15 protein-coding genes and 1 riboswitch are annotated in these 19,080 nt (G+C 68.2%); of the genes, 13 read left to right on the top strand and 2 right to left on the bottom strand.

From position 1 onward, the window contains the following. Nucleotides 1–196: 196 nt before the first annotated feature. Nucleotides 197–385: riboswitch (cobalamin riboswitch) on the top strand. Nucleotides 386–494: 109 nt separating this feature from the next. Beyond that, the gene (locus P409_RS06640) at nucleotides 495–3,434 is read left to right on the top strand and encodes a ribonucleoside-diphosphate reductase subunit alpha (protein WP_034833313.1); all 2,940 of its coding nucleotides are present in this window, start codon (nucleotides 495–497) and stop codon (nucleotides 3,432–3,434) included. Between the two features lie 317 nt (nucleotides 3,435–3,751). Next, on the top strand, nucleotides 3,752–5,230 hold the full coding sequence (locus P409_RS06635) for a mannitol dehydrogenase family protein (protein ID WP_034833311.1): 1,479 nt from the start codon (nucleotides 3,752–3,754) through the stop codon (nucleotides 5,228–5,230). A 31-nt stretch (nucleotides 5,231–5,261) separates the two neighbouring features. Here the strand turns inward: P409_RS06635 and cobF are convergent, their stop codons facing one another. Next, nucleotides 5,262–6,023 (bottom strand): precorrin-6A synthase (deacetylating), encoded by a 762-nt coding sequence (gene cobF, locus P409_RS06630; RefSeq protein ID WP_034833309.1) that lies wholly within the window; start codon nucleotides 6,021–6,023, stop codon nucleotides 5,262–5,264. A 344-nt stretch (nucleotides 6,024–6,367) separates the two neighbouring features. On the opposite strand from cobF, the gene P409_RS06625 reads away from it, so the two are divergent. From P409_RS06625 to P409_RS06575, 11 genes are all read left to right on the top strand, one after another. Beyond that, nucleotides 6,368–7,084 carry a GntR family transcriptional regulator gene (locus tag P409_RS06625; RefSeq protein ID WP_052120109.1) on the top strand — a complete coding sequence of 239 codons (717 nt, stop codon included), beginning with the start codon at nucleotides 6,368–6,370 and terminating at the stop codon, nucleotides 7,082–7,084. A 246-nt stretch (nucleotides 7,085–7,330) separates the two neighbouring features. Further along, nucleotides 7,331–9,121: an ABC transporter substrate-binding protein gene (locus P409_RS06620; RefSeq protein ID WP_034833307.1), complete on the top strand. Its 1,791-nt coding sequence runs from the start codon at nucleotides 7,331–7,333 to the stop codon at nucleotides 9,119–9,121. Between the two features lie 80 nt (nucleotides 9,122–9,201). Then, nucleotides 9,202–10,200, top strand: a complete 999-nt coding sequence (locus P409_RS06615) for an ABC transporter permease (RefSeq protein WP_034833305.1) — start codon at nucleotides 9,202–9,204, stop codon at nucleotides 10,198–10,200. A gap of 10 nt (nucleotides 10,201–10,210) precedes the next feature. Beyond that, entirely contained in the window at nucleotides 10,211–11,122 is a 912-nt protein-coding gene (locus tag P409_RS06610) for an ABC transporter permease (RefSeq protein ID WP_052120108.1), read from the top strand. Nucleotides 11,123–11,169: 47 nt separating this feature from the next. Beyond that, nucleotides 11,170–12,159, top strand: coding sequence for an ABC transporter ATP-binding protein (locus P409_RS06605; RefSeq protein WP_034833303.1), 990 nt, complete (start codon nucleotides 11,170–11,172; stop codon nucleotides 12,157–12,159). A 1-nt stretch (nucleotide 12,160) separates the two neighbouring features. Then, nucleotides 12,161–13,165: an ABC transporter ATP-binding protein gene (locus tag P409_RS06600; protein ID WP_034833299.1), complete on the top strand. Its 1,005-nt coding sequence runs from the start codon at nucleotides 12,161–12,163 to the stop codon at nucleotides 13,163–13,165. 39 nt (nucleotides 13,166–13,204) lie between these two features. Then, nucleotides 13,205–14,167: a mannonate dehydratase gene (locus tag P409_RS06595; RefSeq protein WP_034833298.1), complete on the top strand. Its 963-nt coding sequence runs from the start codon at nucleotides 13,205–13,207 to the stop codon at nucleotides 14,165–14,167. A gap of 10 nt (nucleotides 14,168–14,177) precedes the next feature. Further along, nucleotides 14,178–15,065 carry an NAD-dependent epimerase/dehydratase family protein gene (locus tag P409_RS06590; protein WP_052120107.1) on the top strand — a complete coding sequence of 296 codons (888 nt, stop codon included), beginning with the start codon at nucleotides 14,178–14,180 and terminating at the stop codon, nucleotides 15,063–15,065. Between the two features lie 180 nt (nucleotides 15,066–15,245). After that, nucleotides 15,246–16,457 carry a D-mannonate dehydratase ManD gene (gene manD / locus P409_RS06585; protein WP_034833297.1) on the top strand — a complete coding sequence of 404 codons (1,212 nt, stop codon included), beginning with the start codon at nucleotides 15,246–15,248 and terminating at the stop codon, nucleotides 16,455–16,457. Nucleotides 16,458–16,462: 5 nt separating this feature from the next. Continuing rightward, nucleotides 16,463–17,614 carry a mandelate racemase/muconate lactonizing enzyme family protein gene (locus P409_RS06580; protein ID WP_034833316.1) on the top strand — a complete coding sequence of 384 codons (1,152 nt, stop codon included), beginning with the start codon at nucleotides 16,463–16,465 and terminating at the stop codon, nucleotides 17,612–17,614. Beyond that, complete coding sequence (locus P409_RS06575; protein ID WP_034833294.1) at nucleotides 17,608–18,531, top strand: SMP-30/gluconolactonase/LRE family protein; 924 nt, start codon at nucleotides 17,608–17,610, stop codon at nucleotides 18,529–18,531. The genes P409_RS06580 and P409_RS06575 overlap by 7 nt, the downstream gene beginning before the upstream one ends. An 85-nt stretch (nucleotides 18,532–18,616) precedes the next feature. Here the strand turns inward: P409_RS06575 and P409_RS06570 are convergent. Continuing rightward, a partial coding sequence (locus P409_RS06570; protein WP_034833292.1) for an HpcH/HpaI aldolase/citrate lyase family protein occupies nucleotides 18,617–19,080 on the bottom strand: 464 nt, incomplete at its 5' end.

The raw sequence follows: 19,080 nt of genomic DNA, 5'->3' as shown, positions 1-19,080 counted from the left end.
ACAAGGCCGTGCGCGGCACCCGCCACAGCGCCGCCTGCACCGTGCCGCGCAGCTTCCAGGGCGGGGAGGGGTAGGGGGCTTCGGTCATTCCGGGAGAGAGATTCCGAGATTTCAGCCGGCGAGTCCAAAACGCACTTGGATTGCGAAGTTCGTGATCGGCCCAACTAGGTATTGACGGAAACCGGCGGAAGGACGTCTATATCTAGACATCACGGGCGTCCGGGAATCCGGTGCGCCGAGTCATCGGCAAGGCCGGGGCTGTCCCCGCAACTGTAAGCGGAGAGCATTTCCGTCGCTAGTCACTGGCCGGGCGACCGGCCGGGAAGGCGAGGCGGGGAGGCGATTCCCGCAAGCCAGGAGACCGAGCCCGTGATCGCGTCAACGTCCTCGGGCGGGGTGTCCCGGTGGTGCGTCGGTCGGGTTGCGTCGGCGTGCCGGCGCGGCGCCGGCGCCGCATCCTCGGCCCAGGCCCCTTACGATCATGGGGTTTGCCGATGTCAGTCCTCCTCGAATCCGACCGCGCCCTCGCGGGCACGCCTGCCACCCCCGCCGCGCCGCGCGCGTCCGCGGAGCCGGCTTATCAGGTGATCCGCCGCAATGGCGCCGTCACCGCCTTCGACGAGAGCAAGATCTCGGTCGCGCTGACCAAGGCCTTTCTGGCGGTCGAGGGTTCCGGCGCCGCCGCCTCGCGCCGCGTCCATGACATCGTCGAGGGGCTGACCGCCCAGATCGTCGCCGCCCTGACCCGCCGGGCCGATCACGGCCGTACCTTCCACATCGAGGAGGTGCAGGACCAGGTCGAGCTGGCCCTGATGCGCGGTGAGCACCACAAGGTCGCCCGAGCCTATGTGCTGTATCGCGACGAGCGGTCGCGCGAGCGCGCCGCCGCCGCGGCCAAGGCTGAGGCATCGCCGGTGGCGCCGGTGCTGCATGTCACCGCGGCCGACGGCAGCCGCGCGCCGCTGGACCAGGCGCGCCTGTCCCGCCTTGTCGAGGAGGCCTGCGCCGGCCTGGCCGATGTCGATGCCGGCCCGGTTTTGGCCGAGACCCGGCGCAACCTCTATGACGGGATCAGCGAGGACGAGCTGGCGCTGGCCCCGATCATGGCTGCCCGCACCCTGATCGAGACCGAGCCGAACTACACCCATGTCAGCGCCCGGCTGCTGCTGGACATGCTGCGGCACGAGGCGCTGTCCTTCGTGTACGGCCGGCCGACCCGCGCCACCCATGCCGAGATGGCGCAGGGCTATGCCGAGTACTTCCCGGCCTATGTCAAGAAGGGCATCGCGGTCGACCTGCTGGACCCGGAGCTGGCCCGCTTCGACCTGAAGGTGCTCGCCGCCGCCCTGAAGCCGGAGCGCGACCTGCAGTTCCAGTTCCTCGGCCTGCAGACCCTGTACGACCGCTACTTCCTGCAGACCGAAGGCATCCGCTTCGAGCTGCCGCAGGCCTTCTTCATGCGCGTCGCCATGGGGCTGGCGGTGCGCGAGATCGACCGCGAGGCGCGGGCGATCGAGTTCTACGACCTGATCTCCTCCTTCGACTTCATGTGCTCGACGCCGACGCTGTTCAATGCCGGCACGCCGCGGCCGCAGCTGTCCTCCTGCTTCCTGACCTCGGTGCCGGACGACCTGGACGGCATCTTCAAGTCGGTCAAGGACAATGCGCTGTTGTCGAAATACGCCGGCGGCCTCGGCAATTCCTGGACTCGGGTGCGCGGCCTGGGGGCCCATATCCGCGGCACCAACGGCCAGTCGCAGGGCATCGTGCCGTTCCTCAAGGTCGCCAACGACACGGCGATCGCGGTGAACCAGGGCGGCAAGCGCAAGGGGGCGGTCTGCGCCTATCTCGAGACCTGGCATGTCGACATCGAGGAATTCCTCGACCTGCGCAAGAACACCGGCGACGACCGGCGCCGCACCCATGACATGAACACCGCCAACTGGGTGCCGGACCTGTTCCTGGAACGGGTCGAGGCCGACGGCCCCTGGACCCTGTTCTCGCCGGACGAGACGCCCGACCTGCACGATTTGTACGGCCCGGCCTTCAAGACCGCCTACGAGGCCTATGAGGCCAAGGCCGCGCGCGGCGAGATCCGCGTGCACAAGCAGGTCCGCGCGCTCGATCTGTGGCGGCGCATGCTGACCATGCTGTTCGAGACCGGCCACCCCTGGGTGACGTTCAAGGACCCCTGCAACATCCGCTCGCCGCAGGGCCATGTCGGCGTCGTGCACTCCTCCAACCTGTGCACCGAGATCACGCTGAACACCTCGGATGACGAGGTCGCGGTCTGCAATCTCGGCTCGATCAACCTCGCCAACCACATCGGCGAGCGCGGCCTCGACCGGGCGCGGCTGCAGCGCACCATCCGCACCGCGATGCGGATGCTGGACAACGTCATCGACATCAACTTCTACACCATCCCGGAGGCGCGCCGGTCCAACCTCCGGCACCGCCCGGTCGGGCTCGGCATCATGGGCTTCCAGGACGCGCTGCAGGCGCTGCGCCTGCCGATCGCGTCCGACGACGCGGTGCGCTTCGCCGATGAGAGCATGGAGGTGATCAGCTTCCACGCCATCGAGGCCTCGGTCGACCTGGCGGCGGAGCGCGGGCGCTACCCGTCCTTCGACGGCTCGCTGTGGAGCCGCGGCATCCTGCCGATCGATTCCGTCGAGCTGCTGGCCGACGCGCGGAACGGGGTGCTCGACCTCGACCGCTCCCAGACCCTTGATTGGAGCGGCCTGCGCGATCGGGTGCGCACCGTGGGCATGCGCAACTCCAACACCATGGCGATCGCGCCGACCGCGACCATCTCCAACATCTGCGGCGTCGCCCAGTCGATCGAGCCGGCGTTCCGCAACCTGTATGTCAAGGCCAACATGTCGGGCGACTTCACGGTGGTGAATCCCGGCCTGGTCCGCGACCTCAAGGCGCTCGGCCTGTGGGACGAGGTGATGATCTCGGACCTGAAATATTTCGACGGCAGCCTCGGTGCCATCGACCGGGTGCCGGACGACCTGAAGGCGCTGTACGCCACCGCCTTCGAGATCGACGCGTCGTGGCTGGTCGAGGCGGCGGCTCGGCGGCAGAAATGGATCGACCAGGCCCAGTCGCTGAACCTCTACATCGCCAACCCGAACGGCCGGAAGCTGGACACCCTCTACCGGCTGGCCTGGAAGCGCGGGCTGAAGACCACCTACTACCTGCGGGCGATGAGCGCGACCCATGTCGAGAAGTCGACGCTGAAAGGCACCGACGGCAAGCTCAACGCCGTCTCCGCCCCCGCGCTGATGGCCCCGGCTCCGGTCGCCGCCGTATCGGTCGCGGCTGCCGTGCCCGCGGCCCCGGCTCTGGCGGCGGACGAGCTGACGCTGACCGACGGCGCACCGATGGTCTGCCCGATCGACGACCCGACCTGCGAGGCCTGCCAGTAAGGAGGCCGGACCGCAAGAGCATGAGGCATCGCGTGCGACCCGCGCGATGCCTCACGCCGTCGTCGCCACGCAGCGCTTCGGGTTCTTCGAGACGTCAATTGCCGTTGAGAACCCATCCGGGATCTGCGGGACGGCGGCGTCGGCCCGCCTCAAGCCTGTGTCGGTGCGCTGGTGATTGCCGTCCTCTCCGGCGGGCTGATACTGATCGGCGTCCGGGACGGTCGGCGGCTCACCACCAAGGTCCGGCGATCATCCGCGCGGCCGCTCTCGGGGCCGATCCGGATGCCCGGGGCCGGGTGAGCACAAGGAACGATGCGATGACCATGTCACTGACGCTGGCCAATCTCGATGCGCTCCCCGCCCGCGTGGCCGTGCCGTCCTACCGCCGGGACGATCTGTCGGCGGGAATCGTGCATTTCGGGATCGGCAACTTCCACCGGGCCCACCAGGCGGTCTATCTCGACGCGCTTCTCAACCTCGGAGGGGACCGCGACTGGGGCCTGATCGGCGCCGGCGTCACCGCCTATGACGGCGCCATGCGCGACAGGCTGAAGGGACAGGACTGGCTGACCACGGTGGTGGAGCAGGACATCGGGCGGACGGCGGCGCGGGTCACCGGCGCGATGATCGGCTTCCTCGATCCGCAGGACCGCGCCTCGATCGTCGCGACGCTGGCCGACCCGGCGATCCGCATCGTCTCGTTGACGATCACCGAGGGCGGCTACTTCCTGCACCCGGCCTCCGGCGCCTTCGATCCGGAGCATCCGGCGATCGTCGCCGATGGCCGCAGCCCGGACGATCCGAGGACGGTGTTCGGCTTCATCGTCGCCGGGCTGAAGCGCCGCCGCGCCGCCGGCCTGGTGCCGTTCACCGTGCTGTCCTGCGACAACATCCCCGGCAACGGCCATGTGACGCAGGCGGCGGTGGCCGGCCTGGCCCGCCTGTCCGACCCGGAGCTGGCGGACTGGATCGCGGCCCATGTCGCCTTCCCGAACTCCATGGTCGACCGCATCACCCCGGCGACCGGGCCGCGCGAGATCGAGCACTGCCGCGCGACCTTCGGCATCGCCGATGCCAGCCCGGTCTATTGCGAGGAGTTCAGGCAGTGGGTGCTGGAAGATCACTTCACGGCGGGGCGGCCGGCTTTGGAAAAGGTCGGAGTGACCTTCGTGCCGGATGTCGCCCCCTATGAGCTGATGAAGATCCGGATCCTGAATGGCGGCCACGCGGCGATCGCCTATCCGGGAGAGCTGCTCGACATCCCCTTCGTGCATCAGGCGATGGAGGATCCGGAGATCGGTTCCTTCCTGGCCCGGCTCGAGCGCGAGGAGATCATTCCCTCCGTCCCGCCGGTCCCGGACACCGACCTGGACGCCTATTTCAGCCTGGTGCAGCGGCGGTTCCTGAACCCGAAGGTCGCCGACACCATCCCGCGGCTTGCCCGCGACGGCTCGGACCGGCAGCCGAAGTTCATCATCCCGGTCATCGCCGCCCGGCTGCGGGCGGGCGGCAGCATCGCCGGGTTGGCCCTGGTCTCGGCCTTGTGGTGCCGCCACTGCTTCGGGACCACCGATTCCGGCCGGCAGGTGCCGCCGAACGACACCGCCTGGAATGCCCTGCAGGCGCGGGCCCGGGCCGCGAAGGACGACCCGCTGGCCTGGATCTCGATGGCCGACATCTATGGCGACCTCGCGACGTCCGAGCGCTTCGCCAAGGCCTTCGCCGACAGCCTCGGATCGCTCTGGGACATCGGCACGAGGGCGACCCTGGCCCGGTATGCGAGCGGCGAGGCCTGAGGAGGCGGCTGCCCGCGTCCCGGATCCGTGCTCAGTCCTCGCGGATCCGGCGCAGCAGATAGGTGTCCATGATCCAGCCGTGCTGCTCCCGCGCCTCGCGCCGGACGCGGTCGATCTCGTCCGTCACCTCCGACAGCCGGCCCGACACCAGGATCTCCTCCGGCGTGCCGAGATAGGCGCCCCAGTAGACGTCGATGTCGGCGCCGTCCAGCTTGCGGAACGCGGTTTCGCCGTCGAGCATGACGACGACGTTGTCCAGCCCCTCCGGCAGCCCGCCGGCGATCCGCCGGCCGGTGGTGACCAGGATCGGTTCGCCGATGCGGTTCAGGGGGATGTGGTGCTGCGCCGCCAGCGCCTGCACGGCGCTGATGCCGGGGATCACCTCGATGTCAAAGGCGAGGCCGCGCTCCCGGATCGTCTCCAGGATCCGCAGGGTGCTGTCGTAGAGGGCCGGGTCGCCCCAGACCAGGAAGGCCCCGCAGCCATCCTCGGCGAGATGCTCGCGGAAGAGGTCCTCATAGGCATCGGCCAGCTTGTTCCGCCAGTCCTCGACGCCGCCGCGATAGTTCGGGCCGCCGCCGTCACGGTCCGGCACCTTGAAACCGACGGTGCGATAGCCCGGCTTCTCGATGAAGCGGTCGCAGATCTCCTCGCGCAGCTCGCGCAGGGCGGCCTTCTCCGTCCCTTTGTCGGGGATGAAGAACACATCGGCCCGGTTCAGGGCCTTGATCGCCTGCACCGTCATGTAGTCCGGATTGCCGGCACCGATGCCGATGACCAGGATTGTCCGCATCCGCCTCTCGCTCGCTCCACCGCCCGCGGTCAAATCGCGCCGTAAGGTGCGGAGGCGGCACGGCTGTCGTCAACCCGCAGATGCGGGAGGAGGGGAGGGCGGGGGTGCGCATCCCCCTCACCGCGATCCTCAAGCCGCCTTCGGCAGCACGCCGCCGGCTACGGGACGGGGGGATCGGGATTCCGGTGGCGACAGTCCGACCCTTCGTCCCGCCCGATCATGTTTCAGGCTCGACTTTTCGTATCAACTCCGACAAAGATCGTACACGAAATCCGGAGGATTGCGTGTCGGGTCCCCAGGCTGGGCAGCGATTGGCGCAGGATGGCGGCGATGAGGAGCCGCCCATGGACCTCGCCCGCGGCCTGGATCTGCTGCCGGCGTTCCAGATGCCGGACCGCGAGGCCTCGGTTTACGAGGCGATCCGCGAGGACATCATCTCCGGCCGCATCCCGGCCAATGCCCGGCTGATCGTCGCCGACCTCGCCGAACGGCACGGTACCTCGACCAATCCGGTGCGCGAGGCGCTGCAGCAGCTGCGCGGCGAGGGCTTCGTGGTGATGGCGCCCAACCGCGGCGCGCGGGTGCGGCCGATCGACGAGGAGTTCATCCGCGACGTCTACGAGATCGAGGTGCTGATCGAGCCGGCGCTGACGCGCTGGTTCGTCGGCATCGCCACCGAGGCCGACATCGCGGCGCTGGAGGACCTTCATGCCGAGATGCTGCGGCTGAACTATTCGGACCCGGTGCGCCACGGGCTGCTGGACACGCAGTTCCACCACACGATGTATGAGCGCCACTACAACCGGCACGCGCTGGACCTGTGGTGGAAGCACCGCGAGATCCTGCGCGCGATCAGCCGGCGGCTGCCGATCTCGCTCGGCCGCCAGGCGGCCGTGATGCGGGACCACCAGGACGTCCTGGACGCGATCAAGGCCCAGGATGCGGATGCGGCGGCGGCGGTGATCGCCCGCCATGTCGAGGGATCGGGGCGCCACATCATCGAGCAGATGCGTGCGGCGCGCCGCAACAGCCGGAACGAGTTGAGCCCGCCGGGAAACTGACCTAGGGTAAGGGCAAAATATAAAAGATGCGAATTGCTCGGAGCCGAGCAATATCGTGACAGGAGGAGGAAAGCGGGAAGTTACCGGACATGGCGTTTCCAGAATGGAGGCGCATCCGTGATCGATCGATGACTGTCGGTCGAGAGGTGAGATCTTTTGGCTTTGTGAGGGTGGCGCGCAAATAGCGCCGGTGAGGTGCGGGGAAAGACCCGCATCAGTCGACAATCACAGGGAGGAGATCGGTCCATGGTCCATCTGAGACGCCTTGCCGGCCTTGTGCTCGCCGCGGCGTTGATCGCGCCGGCCGCGGCCTTCGGGCAGGCCGCCGGCCTGCCGGCGGCGCAGGAGATCACGCCCAAGAGCCCGCTGCCGGACGTGCCCCGCAACCAGACGCTGATCCTCGGCTGGGGCGTCGCCGGCGGCACCTCCGTCGGCACCACCAACCCCTGGGTGCTGCCGGGCTACACCCATCAGGAAGGCAACAACCTGCTGTTCGAGCCGCTGATGTACTTCGCCATCTTCAAGGGCGAATTCGTGCCGTGGCTGGCCGACAGCATGGAGTACACCACGCCGGACTTCACCACGCTCGAGATCAAGCTCAACAAGGACGCGAAGTGGAGCGACGGCAAGCCGGTCACGTCCAAGGACGTGGTCTACACCTTCGAAGGGCAGATGAAGTATGAGACGCTGCCCTACCACGCCCATTTCGAGCAGTTCGTCGACAGCGTCAGCGCCAAGGACGACCTGACCGTCGAGGTCAAGTTCAAGCAGCCGGCGCCGCGCTTCAAGTTCGAGGTGCTGACCGAGAAGTTCGACACCGGTCTGCCGATCGTGCCGGCGGAATGGGAATCGGCCCAGCCGAACCCGACCGCGGCCGTGGGCCTCGACCAGATCCCGCATTCCGGGCCCTACAACGTCGTTGCCTGGAACGCCAACCAGAAGATCATGGATTTGCGCCCCGACTGGTGGGCGGTGAAGGCGGGGCGGGCCGGCCAGCCGGCGGTGAAGCGGGTGGTCATCGTCAACGTGCTGAACCAGCCGATCGACACGGTGGCGCAGCGCCTGGTGAACAACGAGTTCGACAGCTCGGTCGACATGCGGGCCCAGGTGATCGGCAACATTGTCGAGCAGAACAAGGACATCCAGTCCTGGACCGGCACGGAATCGCCCTATGGCTATCTCGACTGGTGGCCGAACTCGCTGTGGATGAACACCCAGCTGTCGCCCTACAGCGACCCGCGGGTGCGCAAGGCGATCAGCCTGGCGATCGACCGCGACCGCATCAACGAGGTGCTCTACGACGGCGCCAAGATCGCGACGATCTACCCGTTCCCGCTGTATCCGAACCTGCAGAAATTCGCGGACTCCCCGGCCGTGAAGGCGGAGGAGGAGAAGTACCAGCCCGGCAAGTTCGACCTCGACGAGAGCGCGAAGCTGATGACCGAGGCCGGCTTCACCAAGAACGGCGACGGGTTGTGGGAGAAGGACGGCAAGACCTTCGATGCCACCATCCAGGCATTCGAGACCATCCATGGCGACATCGCCCCGGTGCTGGCGGAGATGCTGCGCCAGGCCGGCTTCGACTCCAACGTCAACTTCGGCACCGACGCCTTCCAGAACATGGTCGACGGCAAGCCCGGCCTCTATCTCTTCGGCCACGGCGCCAGCCTGTACGATCCGTTCGAGGCGTTGAACCTGTTCCACGGCAAGTACAGCAGCACCATCGGCTCGGCCGCCGGCAACAACCGGTTCTCGCGGTACAAGAACCCGGAACTGGACAAGATCCTGGACGAGATCTCGCCGCTCGATTCCAGCGATCCGAAGTTCCAGGAGGGTGCGGCCAAGGCGCTGGGCATCTACTGGCGCGACACGATCGACGTGCCGGTGATCCAGTGGCTGCATCGGATTCCCTACAACAACCACTACTGGAAGGGCTGGCCCAGCGCGACGAACATCGCCGGTGGCACCAACGGCGCCTTCTGGGCCCATACCGGCCTGCTGGTGATCACGTCGCTGCAGCCGTCGGGCGCAAAGTAGGCCCGGGATCGTCCCACTGCGACAGGTGCGCGCCTTCGGGCGCGTCCTTTCCGAACGGCAACAGCACCAGGATCGTCCCAGTGACTGTGAAGCTCGTCATCAAACGCCTTCTCTTCCTCGTCCTGGTGGTCTGGGCGGCCTCGACCATCGTCTTCTTCATCCCGCGGCTGTCGAGCCGCAACGCCCTGCGCGAGCGTTTCGGCGAGCTGGCCCGCACCGGCGGCTTCTCCCCGGCCGACCTGGAGAAGATCATCGCCTCGATGCAGCAGCAATTCGGCCTCGACCAGCCGCTGTACCACCAGTACTGGACCTATCTCGGCAACATCCTGCGGATGGATTTCGGCTACTCGCTGTACCGCTATCCGTCGACCGTGGCCGAGCTGCTGGCCCAGTCGCTGCCCTGGACCATCGGCCTGCTGCTGGTCACCACCATCCTCAGCTTCATCATCGGCAACCTGCTGGGCGCCATCGCCGCCTGGCCGCGGGCGCCGGGCTGGCTGCGGGGCTTCGCCACGCCCTTCATCCTGCTGACCGGCGTGCCGCCGGTGATCATGGGCATCCTGCTGCTGTTCTTCATCGGCTTCCGGCTGGGATGGCTGCCGCTGGGCGGCGCCTATTCGGTCGGGGTGGTGCCGAACCTCTCGCTCGACTTCGTGCTGGACCTGCTGCAGCACCAGGTGCTGCCGGCGCTGGCCCTGATCTTCGGGTCGGTCGGCGGCTGGGTGCTGTCGATGCGCGGCATGGGCGTCACCATCCAGGGCGAGGACTATGTCAACTTCGCCGAGCACAAGGGCCTGACCGGCGGCCGGATCTTCCGCGACTATTATCTGCGCAACGCCATGCTGCCGCAGGTGACCGGCCTGGCCCTGGCGTTGGGCACCGTCGTCACCTCGGCCATCATCGTCGAAGGGCTGTTCGGCCTGCCGGGCATCGGCAGCATGCTGAACCTCGCCATCCGCGCCAACGACTTCCCGACCATCTACGGCATCGTGCTGTTCATCACCATCGCCGTGGCGGTGCTGATGACGGTGGTCGAGTTCATGTACCCGCTACTCGACCCCCGCGTCCGCCAGTCGTGAGGAGGGAGACATGACGATCGCCGCGCTCTCCCCATCCGCTGCCGAGTCCGCCCTCCGGCGCCCCGGCCGCCCGGTCCTGGTGCTGCGCTATCTGCGCCGCAACAAGGGGCTGGCGCTGGGGGTGCTGATCCTGCTCGGCCTCGCCGCCTTCACCATTATCGGCCTTCTGACGATCAACCCGAAGGACGCTTATCCGCTGTCGGTGGCGGTGAAGAAGCCGCCGAGCCTGAAATATCCCTTCGGCACCGATTTCTTCGGCCGCGACCTGTTCTCCGCCATGGTCGTGGGCATGTGGCAGACGGCCTTCATCGGCTTCGTCGCCGGCGGCCTCGGTACCGTGATCGGCGTGGTGCTCGGCTTCATCGCCGCCTATTTCGGCCGCTGGATCGACGCCGTGATCCGCACGGTCTGCCAGATCCTGACGCCGATCCCGGTGCTGCTGATCCAGGTCGTCATCGCCGGGTCGCTCGACAAGCGCGACGTCACCATCCTGACCATGGCGCTGATCGTGGTGCTGCTGGCCTGGATGGGGCCGACCCTGGTGATCCGCGCCCAGGTGCTGACAATGAAGGAACGGCAGTTCGTCGCCGTGGCCAAGCTGTCCGGCGTCAGCGACCTCGGCATCATCTTCAAGGAGATCCTGCCCTGCCTGCTGCCCTTCATCGCCGCCGCCTTCGTGGCGCAGGTGTTCTCGGCCGTCTTCGCCTCCTTCTACCTCGCCGTGCTCGGCCTCGGGCCGCTGCGTGAGCCGCTGCTGGGCAACATCATCTGGGCGGCGCAGTCGCAGGGCGCCTTCTTCAACGGCTGGTGGTGGTGGCCGATCATCCCCTCGGTGGCGATGATCCTGATCCTCGGCTCGCTGGCCCTGATCAACATGGGCCTGGACGAGCTGGCCAATCCCCGCGTGCGCAGGACGGAGTGACGGCGATGGATGTGACGCTCGCGCCGCCCCGGGACCGGAGGAAGGCCATGACCCAGCCGGTGGCGGCGCAGGCCGCACCCGTCCTCGATGTCCGCAACCTCGCGGTGACCTACTACACCGATTCCGGCCGGGCCCGGGCTCTGGACGATGTCAGCTTCACCCTGAACGCGGGCGAGAAGCTGGGCATGGTCGGCGAATCCGGCTCGGGCAAGAGCACGCTGGCCCTGGCCATGATGCGGATGATCAAGCCGCCGGGCCGGATCGAGGGCGGGGCGGTCATCGTCGGCGGCGAAGACCTGATGGCGCTCGATGCCGAGGGGATGCGCCAGGCCCGGCTGTCGCGCATCGCCTATATCCCGCAAGGGGCGATGAACTCGCTCAACCCGGTGATGCGGATCGGCGCCCAGATGATCGACGCGGTCAAGTCGCACCTGCCGGGCGAATCCCGCGCGGCGATCGAGGCACGCTGCCGCCGGGCGCTGCAATCGGTCGACCTCGATGCCGGCGTCTTCCGCATGTATGCGCATGAGCTGTCGGGCGGCATGAAGCAGCGCGTCTGCATCGCCATCGGCATCCTGCTCGATCCCCATGTCATCATCGCCGACGAGCCGACCAGCGCGCTCGACGTCGTCACCCAGCGCCAGGTGATGGAGACGATCGACAATGTCCAGAAGGCGATCAACGCCGCGGTCATCCTGATCGGCCACGACATGGGGCTGATGGCGCAGTTCGTCGACAAAGTCGCGGTGATGTATGCCGGCCGGCTGGTCGAGGTCAGCGCCGTGCGCGAGATGTTCACCGACCCGAGGCACCCCTATTCCCAAGCGCTGATCGACAGCTTGCCCAGCCTGGACAACAAGGGCGTGTTCCGAGGCATCCCCGGCTTGGCGCCGTCGCTGCTGCGGCTGCCGGGCGGCTGCGCCTTCCACCCGCGCTGCGGCAGGGCGATGGAGATCTGCAGCACGCTGCGGCCGGAGGAGCGGATCCTGCCCGGCGGCCGCGGCGTGACCTGCCACCTCTATGACGGGGAGGTCTGAGATGGCCGATCTGCTGCGCCTGGAGAACGTCTCGAAGACCTACACTCGCGGGCTGATGCACGCCCACATCACCACGGCGCTGCGCGACTTCACCCTGACGCTGAAGGAGGACGAGCCGACCATCCTGACCGTGGCGGGGGAGAGCGGCAGCGGCAAGACCACCTTGGCCATGCTGCTGCTCGGTTTCATCGCGCCGACGACCGGCCGGATCATCTATCGCGGGCGGGACGTCGCGACCCTGCGCGGCCAGGAGAAGATGGCCTATCGCCGCGAGGTGCAGGCGGTGTTCCAGGATCCCTTCGCCGTGTTCAACCCGTTCTACACGGTCGACCACCTGCTGACCGTGCCGATCCGCAAGTTCGGCCTGGCCAGGTCGAAGGCGGAGGCGCGCGACAAGATGGAGGCGGCGCTGACCGCCGTCGGGCTGCGGCCGGAGGACATCCTGGGCCGCTTCCCGCACCAGCTGTCCGGCGGCCAGCGCCAGCGCATCAACGTCGCCCGCGCCCTGCTGCTGAGGCCGCGGCTGCTGATCGCGGACGAGCCGGTGTCGATGGTCGACGCCTCGCTGCGCGCCACGATCCTGGAGACGCTGCGCAACCTGCAGCGCGACCACGGCGTGTCGATCATCTACGTCACCCACGACCTGACCACCGCCTATCACATCGCCAAGTCGATCATCGTGCTGTACCGCGGCGCGGTGATGGAGGCGGGGGATGTCGACCAGGTGATCAAGGACCCGCAGCACCCCTACACCCAGCTGCTGGTGGATTCGATCCCCTGGCCCAATCTCGACCAGCGCTGGGGCGCCCAGCCGATCAAGGCGCGCGACGCCGCGGTCGGCACCTCCGGCTGCCGCTTCCGTCCCCGCTGCCCCCGGGCGATGGAGGTTTGCGGGGCGGAGCCGCCGCTGTTCCGCATCGGCGACCGCCAGACCGCCTCCTGCTTCCTCCACGACCGGCAGCCGCAGGTGGCGCAGGAGCAGCTGTCGGAGCTGCTGCCCGCCTGAATCCCTTCACCGCCCAGCCTTTCCGGGACCGCCACGACCATGCTCGAAATCGCCGAATACATCAGCCCCACGCCGTCGCCCGTCTGGAGGCTGGCGAAGCAGGCCGGGGTGGACCTCGCCGTCGGCGGCCTGCCGTCCGACGACCTGCTGCAGGGCGAGGCGCCGTGGGATTTCGGCCCGCTGCAGCGCCTGAAGCAGCGCTACGAGGCCGCCGGCTTCACCCTCAAGGTGATCGAGGCCCGGCCGCCCCTCAACAAAGCCAAACGCGGCCTGCCGGGGCGGGACGAGGAGATCGCGACGGTCTGCACCCTGCTGCGGAACATGGGCCGGCTGGGCATCCCGGTCTGGTGCTATGAGTGGATGACCGACTTCAACTGGGTGCGCACCAACCTGGCCACGCCCTCGCGCGGCGGCTCGGTGGTCACCAGCTTCGCCCTGGCCGATGTGCCGGAGGACCTGACCGGCAATCCGCCGATCGGCGAGGACGCGCTTTGGGCCAATCTCGACTATTTCCTGAAGAAGGTCCTGCCGGTCGCCGAGGCGGCGGGCGTGAAGATCTCCATGCACCCGGACGATCCGCCGCTGTCGCCGATCCGCGGCGTCGGCCGGATCATGCGCAGCATCGACAACTACCGCCGCCTGGTCGACACCGTGCCCAGCCCGATGAACACGATCACGCTGTGCCAGGGCAACTTCACCCTGATGACCGACGACCTGCCCGGCGCCATCCGCGGCTTCGGCAAGGCCATCTCCTTCGTCCATTTCCGCGACGTCGAGGGCACGCCGGAGGCGTTCCGCGAGACCTGGCATGACGCCGGCAAGACCGACATGCTGGCCTGCATGCGCGCCTATCGCGACATCGGCTTCGACGGCGTGCTGCGCCCCGACCACGTGCCGACGGTGGAGGGCGACAGCAACGAGCACGCCGGCTACTCCGCCTTCGGGCGGCTCTACGCCATCGGCTACATCCGCGGGCTGCACCAGTCCGTCTACGCCTCCTGACGAGACCTCGATGACCACGACCACGACGACCAAGACCGCCCGCGGCCCGGGCGGGTCCGAGACGAAGACGATCGCGCTGACCGGCGGCAGCGGGCGCATCGGCCGCGCCATCGCGGCGGCGGCGCTGCGGGCCGGCCACCGCGTCGTCAGCATAGACCGCGCGGGGCCGCCCGAGGGGACGGAGACGCAGAAGGATCTCCGCTTCGTCACCGCCGATATCGGCGACTACGACGCGCTGGTGGTTGCCTTCCAGGGCTGCGACGCGCTGATCCACATGGCGGCGATCCCGTCGCCGGGCCACCACCCCGACCACATCGTCCACAACAACAACGTCGTGGGCAGCTACAACGCCATGCGGGCGGCGATCGAAGTCGGGATCACCCGCATCGTCCAGGCCTCCAGCGTCAACGCCATCGGCCTGTCCTTCAGCCGCGAGGCGCATTTCGACTACCTGCCGCTCGACGAGGCGCATCCGAACTACACGGAAGAGCCCTACGGCCTGTCGAAATGGATCTGCGAGCAGCAGGCCGACACCTTCGCCCGCCGCTACGGCGACATCAGGATCGCCAGCATGCGCTTCCACCTGGTGGTGGAGGAGCGGGCCCAGGCCGGGGCGGTCTACGGCTTCGTCACCAGGGAGGCGTCGAAGCATCTCTGGGCCTACACCCTCTACGATGCTGCGGCGCGGGCCTGCCTGCAGGCGCTCGATGCGCCGTTCCAGGGCCATGAGGCCTTCTACATCGTCGCGCCGGACACGGTGATGGACATGCCGAGCCTGGAGCTCGCCCGCCTCTTCTTCCCGGACGTGCCGGTCCGCGGCGATCTCAGCGGCAACCGCGCCTTCTTCTCCTCCGCCAAGGCCGAACGGATGCTCGGCTGGCGCCACGACGCCGATTGAGGACGGGTGCCAACCATTCCACCCTGATTGTCATTGCCGGGCTTGACCCGGCAATCCAGGGGCCACGGAGAGCCGCTCCGGCCGCCCCTGGATCCTCGGGTCAAGCACGAGGATGACAATCGGAAACAGATGACAGGGCTTTGTCGGTCGCCGAACGGCGATTCCACTTGAGGTGATTTCATGAAGATCCAGGACGTCAAGGTCATCGTCTGCTCTCCCGGGCGGAACTTCGTCACCCTCAAGATCGTCACCGACGAGGGCCTGTACGGCATCGGCGACGGCACGGTGAACGGGCGCGAGCTCGCGGTGGTCAGCTACCTGCAGGACCATGTCGCGCCGCTGCTGATCGGCCGCAACCCGGCGCAGATCGAGGACATCTGGCAGTATCTCTACAAGGGCGCCTATTGGCGGCGCGGGCCGATCACCATGGCCGCGATCTCGGCCGTCGACATGGCGCTGTGGGACATCAAGGCCAAGGCGGCGAACATGCCGCTGTACCAGCTGCTGGGCGGCGCCTCGCGGCAGAAGGCGATGATCTATTCGCATGCCCAGGGCATGAGCATCGAGGAGGCCGTCGACGCCGTCGGCCGCAAGCGCGACGAGGGCCATGTCGCCATCCGCTGCCAGGTCGGCATCCCCGGCCTGCCCGCGATTTACGGCACCGGCAAGGGCGCGAAGCAGGACCGGGGCGGCATGGTCGAGGCGCTGCCGCATGAGGAGGTGTGGTCGACCGCGAAATACATGAACCACATCCCGAAGCTGTTCGCCCGGCTGCGCGACACCTATGGCGACGACCTGCACCTGCTGCACGACACCCATCACCGCCTGACCCCGATCGAGGCGGCGCGGCTGGGCAAGGATCTGGAGCCGTTCCGGCTCTTCTGGCTGGAGGATCCGGTGCCGGCCGAGCTGCAGGAGGGCTATCGGCTTATCCGCCAGCACACCACGACGCCGATCGCGCTGGGCGAGATCTTCAACACCATCTGGGATGCGCGCCTCCTGATGGAGGAGCAACTGATCGACTATATCCGCGTCACTTCGGTCCATGCCGGCGGCGTCACCGGGCTGCGGCGGATCTTCGACTTCGCCTCGGTCTATCACATCCGCACCGCCTGCCACGGCCCGATGGATGTCTCGCCGGTGGCGATGGGCGCCAACGCCCATATCGACCTCTGGGTGCCGAATTTCGGCATCCAGGAATTCTCCGGCTACACCCCGCTGATGCATGAGGTGTTCCCGCATTCCTGGCAGCAGGAGGGCGGCCACATCCATCCGGGCGAGGCGCCGGGCCACGGCGTCGACATCGACGAGGATCTCGCCGCCAAGCATCCCTATCAGCGCGCCTACCTGCCGGTGAACCGGCTGGAGGACGGCACGCTCTGGAACTGGTGAGCACCATGAAGATCTCAGCCATCCGCGCCTACCCGGTCTGGGTCGGCACACGCAACCAGCTGATCGTCAAGGTCGAGACCGACGAAGGCCTGTTCGGATGGGGCGAAAGCGGCCTCTCCGGCCGGGAGAAGGCCGTGGTCGGCGCCATCGACCACTATCGCGAGTTCCTGATCGGCCGCGATCCGTTCCGGATCGGGGCGTTGTGGCAGGAAATGTACCGCAGCCAGTATTTCGAGGGCGGCCGCGTGCTGCAGGCGGCGATCTCTGCGATCGACATCGCTCTCTACGACATCCTGGGCAAGGCGCTCGGCGTGCCGGTCTACCAGCTGCTGGGCGGCAAGCAGCGCGACCGGATCCCGACCTTCGCCACCACCTCCGCCCCGCCGGGCGAGGAGATGATCGAGCAGGCAAGGGCGCTGATCGCCGCCGGCTGGACCGCGATGCGCCTGTCGCCCTCCGGCCACAAGGGCGGCGAGGTCTATGAGCCGCGCGAGCATATCGCCACAACAGCGAAATGGTGCGTGAAGGCGCGGGAGGCGCTGGGCGGCGACATCGTGCTCGGCATCGACCTGCATCACCGCCTGTCGGTGGCGGAGGCGGCGAGCTTCTGCCAGAAGATGCCGTCCGGCACGCTCGACTTCCTGGAGGAGCCGATCCGCGACGAGACGCCGGAGGCCTATGAGGCGCTGCGGCGGATGGTCGACGTGCCCTTCGCCATCGGCGAGGAATTCGCCTCGAAATGGCAGTTCCTGCCCTACATCGAGCGCGACATCCACCAGTTCAACCGCATCGATGTCTGCAATGTCGGCGGGCTGACCGAGGCGATGAAGGTCGCCGGGTGGAGCGAGGCGCATTACGTCGACATGATGCCGCACAACCCGCTGGGGCCGATCTGCACCGCGGCGACGGTGCATTTCGCCGCGGCGGTGCCGAACTTCTCCTGGATCGAGACCCGGACCTCGACCGCCGAGCAGCTCGGTTTCGACGATGCCGAGCTGTTCCCGGTGCAGCCGCGGATCGAGAACGCGCATTACCCGGTCACCGACGCGCCCGGCCTCGGCGTCGAGGTCAATGAGGAGGCGATCAGGAAGCAGAGCTTCAAGTTCTGGGAAGCGCCGCATCTGAAGCGCCGCGACGGGTCGGTGACCAATTGGTAGACGCGCCCCTCGGCCCGCTCGACGGGCCTGCCTTCGACATCGTCGATCCCCGCTTCGCCGCCTGCACGGTGCCGGATGCCCGGGTCGAGCGGATCTGGACCGGCAGCCGCTGGACCGAAGGGCCGGCCTGGCTCGGCGCCCGCGGCCTGCTGGTCTGGTCCGACATCCCCGGCGACCGGATGCTGGCCTGGGAGCAGGCGACCGGGCGGATCTCCACCTTCCGCCAGCCGGCGAACAGCCCGAACGGCAACACGGTCGACCGCCAGGGCCGGCTGGTGACCTGCGAGCAGGCGCCGCACCGGATCGCGCGGCTGGAGCGGGACGGCCGGATCACGCCGCTGGTCGACCGGATCGGCGGCCGTCGCTTCAACTCCCCGAACGACGTGGTGGTGGCGTCGGACGGCGCGATCTGGTTCACCGACCCCAACTACGGCAAGACCAAGGGGCGCGGGGAGGGGGCGGATGTCGAGGGCTGCCATATCTACCGCTTCGACCCGGCATCCGGGTCGGTGCGGCAGATGACGACGGATTTCGTGATGCCGAACGGCCTGGCCTTCTCGCCGGACGAAAGCCAGCTCTACATCGTCGACACCGGCAGCACGGAGCGGCCGGACGGCCCCAACCATGTGCGGCGCTTTCGGGTCGGGCCGGATCACGCGCTGTCGGGCGGCGAGGTGCTAGCCGACGCCCATGGCCATTTCGACGGGCTGCGGGTCGACACCAAAGGCCGGCTGTGGATGGCCGTGGACGAAGGCGTCCGCTGCTATCTGCCCGACGGCACGCTGATCGGCCGGGTGCGGCTGCCCGAGCGCGCGGCGAACCTGACCTTCGGCGGCGCCGGGCGCGACATCCTGATGATGACGGCCACCAGCTCGGTCTATCTCTGCCCGGTGAACGCCGTCGGCTGCGCGCCCTGAGCCGATGGCGACGTGTCGCTGCAGCAGCGTCAGCCGGCCGATCATCAACCCCGTCCGGGAGTTCGCCCGGGCCTCGGCCGGTCGCCTACCGCGCCATGGCGAGGACACGCCGGGCCCGCTCGACGATCGGGGCGTCGACGAAGCGGCCGTCGACCATGTAGGCGCCCTTGCCCTCGCGCTGCGCCGCCGCGTCGGCCTCGACCACCTTGCGGGCCCAGGCCAGCTCCTCCTCCGACGGGGCGAAGGCCTCGTTCAGGATCGGCACCACGGCGGGGTGGATGCAGCTGGCGCCATCGAAGCCGAAGGCGCGGGCCTCGCGCGCGGCTGCAGTCATCCCCTCGACGTCGCGGAAATCGGCGACCGAGCGCAGCAGGCCGTAGGAGCGAAGCCCCGCCGCCTTGGCGGCGTAGTGCAGCAGCAGCTTCGGCAGCCGCAGCGTCTCCGGCGTCGGCACCGCGCCGGTGGCGGTGGCGAAATCCTCCCCGCCGAGGGCGAGGGCGACGACGCGGGGGGCCGCGGCGATGGCGCGGGCGTCCAGCAGCGCCGCCG

Origin of the sequence: Inquilinus limosus MP06, from assembly GCF_000767795.1 — a bacterium.
GTDB lineage: Bacteria > Pseudomonadota > Alphaproteobacteria > DSM-16000 > Inquilinaceae > Inquilinus > Inquilinus limosus_E.
The sequence above is the reverse complement of the archived record's forward strand: the minus strand, read 5'-3'. Positions and strand labels throughout refer to the sequence as shown.

Coding starts and splice junctions, on each gene's coding strand:
- P409_RS06640 (WP_034833313.1), top strand. CDS start 495: ATGTCAGTCCTCCTCGAATCCGACCGCGCCCTCGCGGGCACGCCTGCC.
- P409_RS06635 (WP_034833311.1), top strand. CDS start 3,752: ATGACCATGTCACTGACGCTGGCCAATCTCGATGCGCTCCCCGCCCGC.
- cobF (WP_034833309.1), bottom strand. CDS start 6,023: ATGCGGACAATCCTGGTCATCGGCATCGGTGCCGGCAATCCGGACTAC.
- P409_RS06625 (WP_052120109.1), top strand. CDS start 6,368: ATGGACCTCGCCCGCGGCCTGGATCTGCTGCCGGCGTTCCAGATGCCG.
- P409_RS06620 (WP_034833307.1), top strand. CDS start 7,331: ATGGTCCATCTGAGACGCCTTGCCGGCCTTGTGCTCGCCGCGGCGTTG.
- P409_RS06610 (WP_052120108.1), top strand. CDS start 10,211: ATGACGATCGCCGCGCTCTCCCCATCCGCTGCCGAGTCCGCCCTCCGG.
- P409_RS06605 (WP_034833303.1), top strand. CDS start 11,170: ATGACCCAGCCGGTGGCGGCGCAGGCCGCACCCGTCCTCGATGTCCGC.
- P409_RS06600 (WP_034833299.1), top strand. CDS start 12,161: ATGGCCGATCTGCTGCGCCTGGAGAACGTCTCGAAGACCTACACTCGC.
- P409_RS06595 (WP_034833298.1), top strand. CDS start 13,205: ATGCTCGAAATCGCCGAATACATCAGCCCCACGCCGTCGCCCGTCTGG.
- P409_RS06590 (WP_052120107.1), top strand. CDS start 14,178: ATGACCACGACCACGACGACCAAGACCGCCCGCGGCCCGGGCGGGTCC.
- manD (WP_034833297.1), top strand. CDS start 15,246: ATGAAGATCCAGGACGTCAAGGTCATCGTCTGCTCTCCCGGGCGGAAC.
- P409_RS06580 (WP_034833316.1), top strand. CDS start 16,463: ATGAAGATCTCAGCCATCCGCGCCTACCCGGTCTGGGTCGGCACACGC.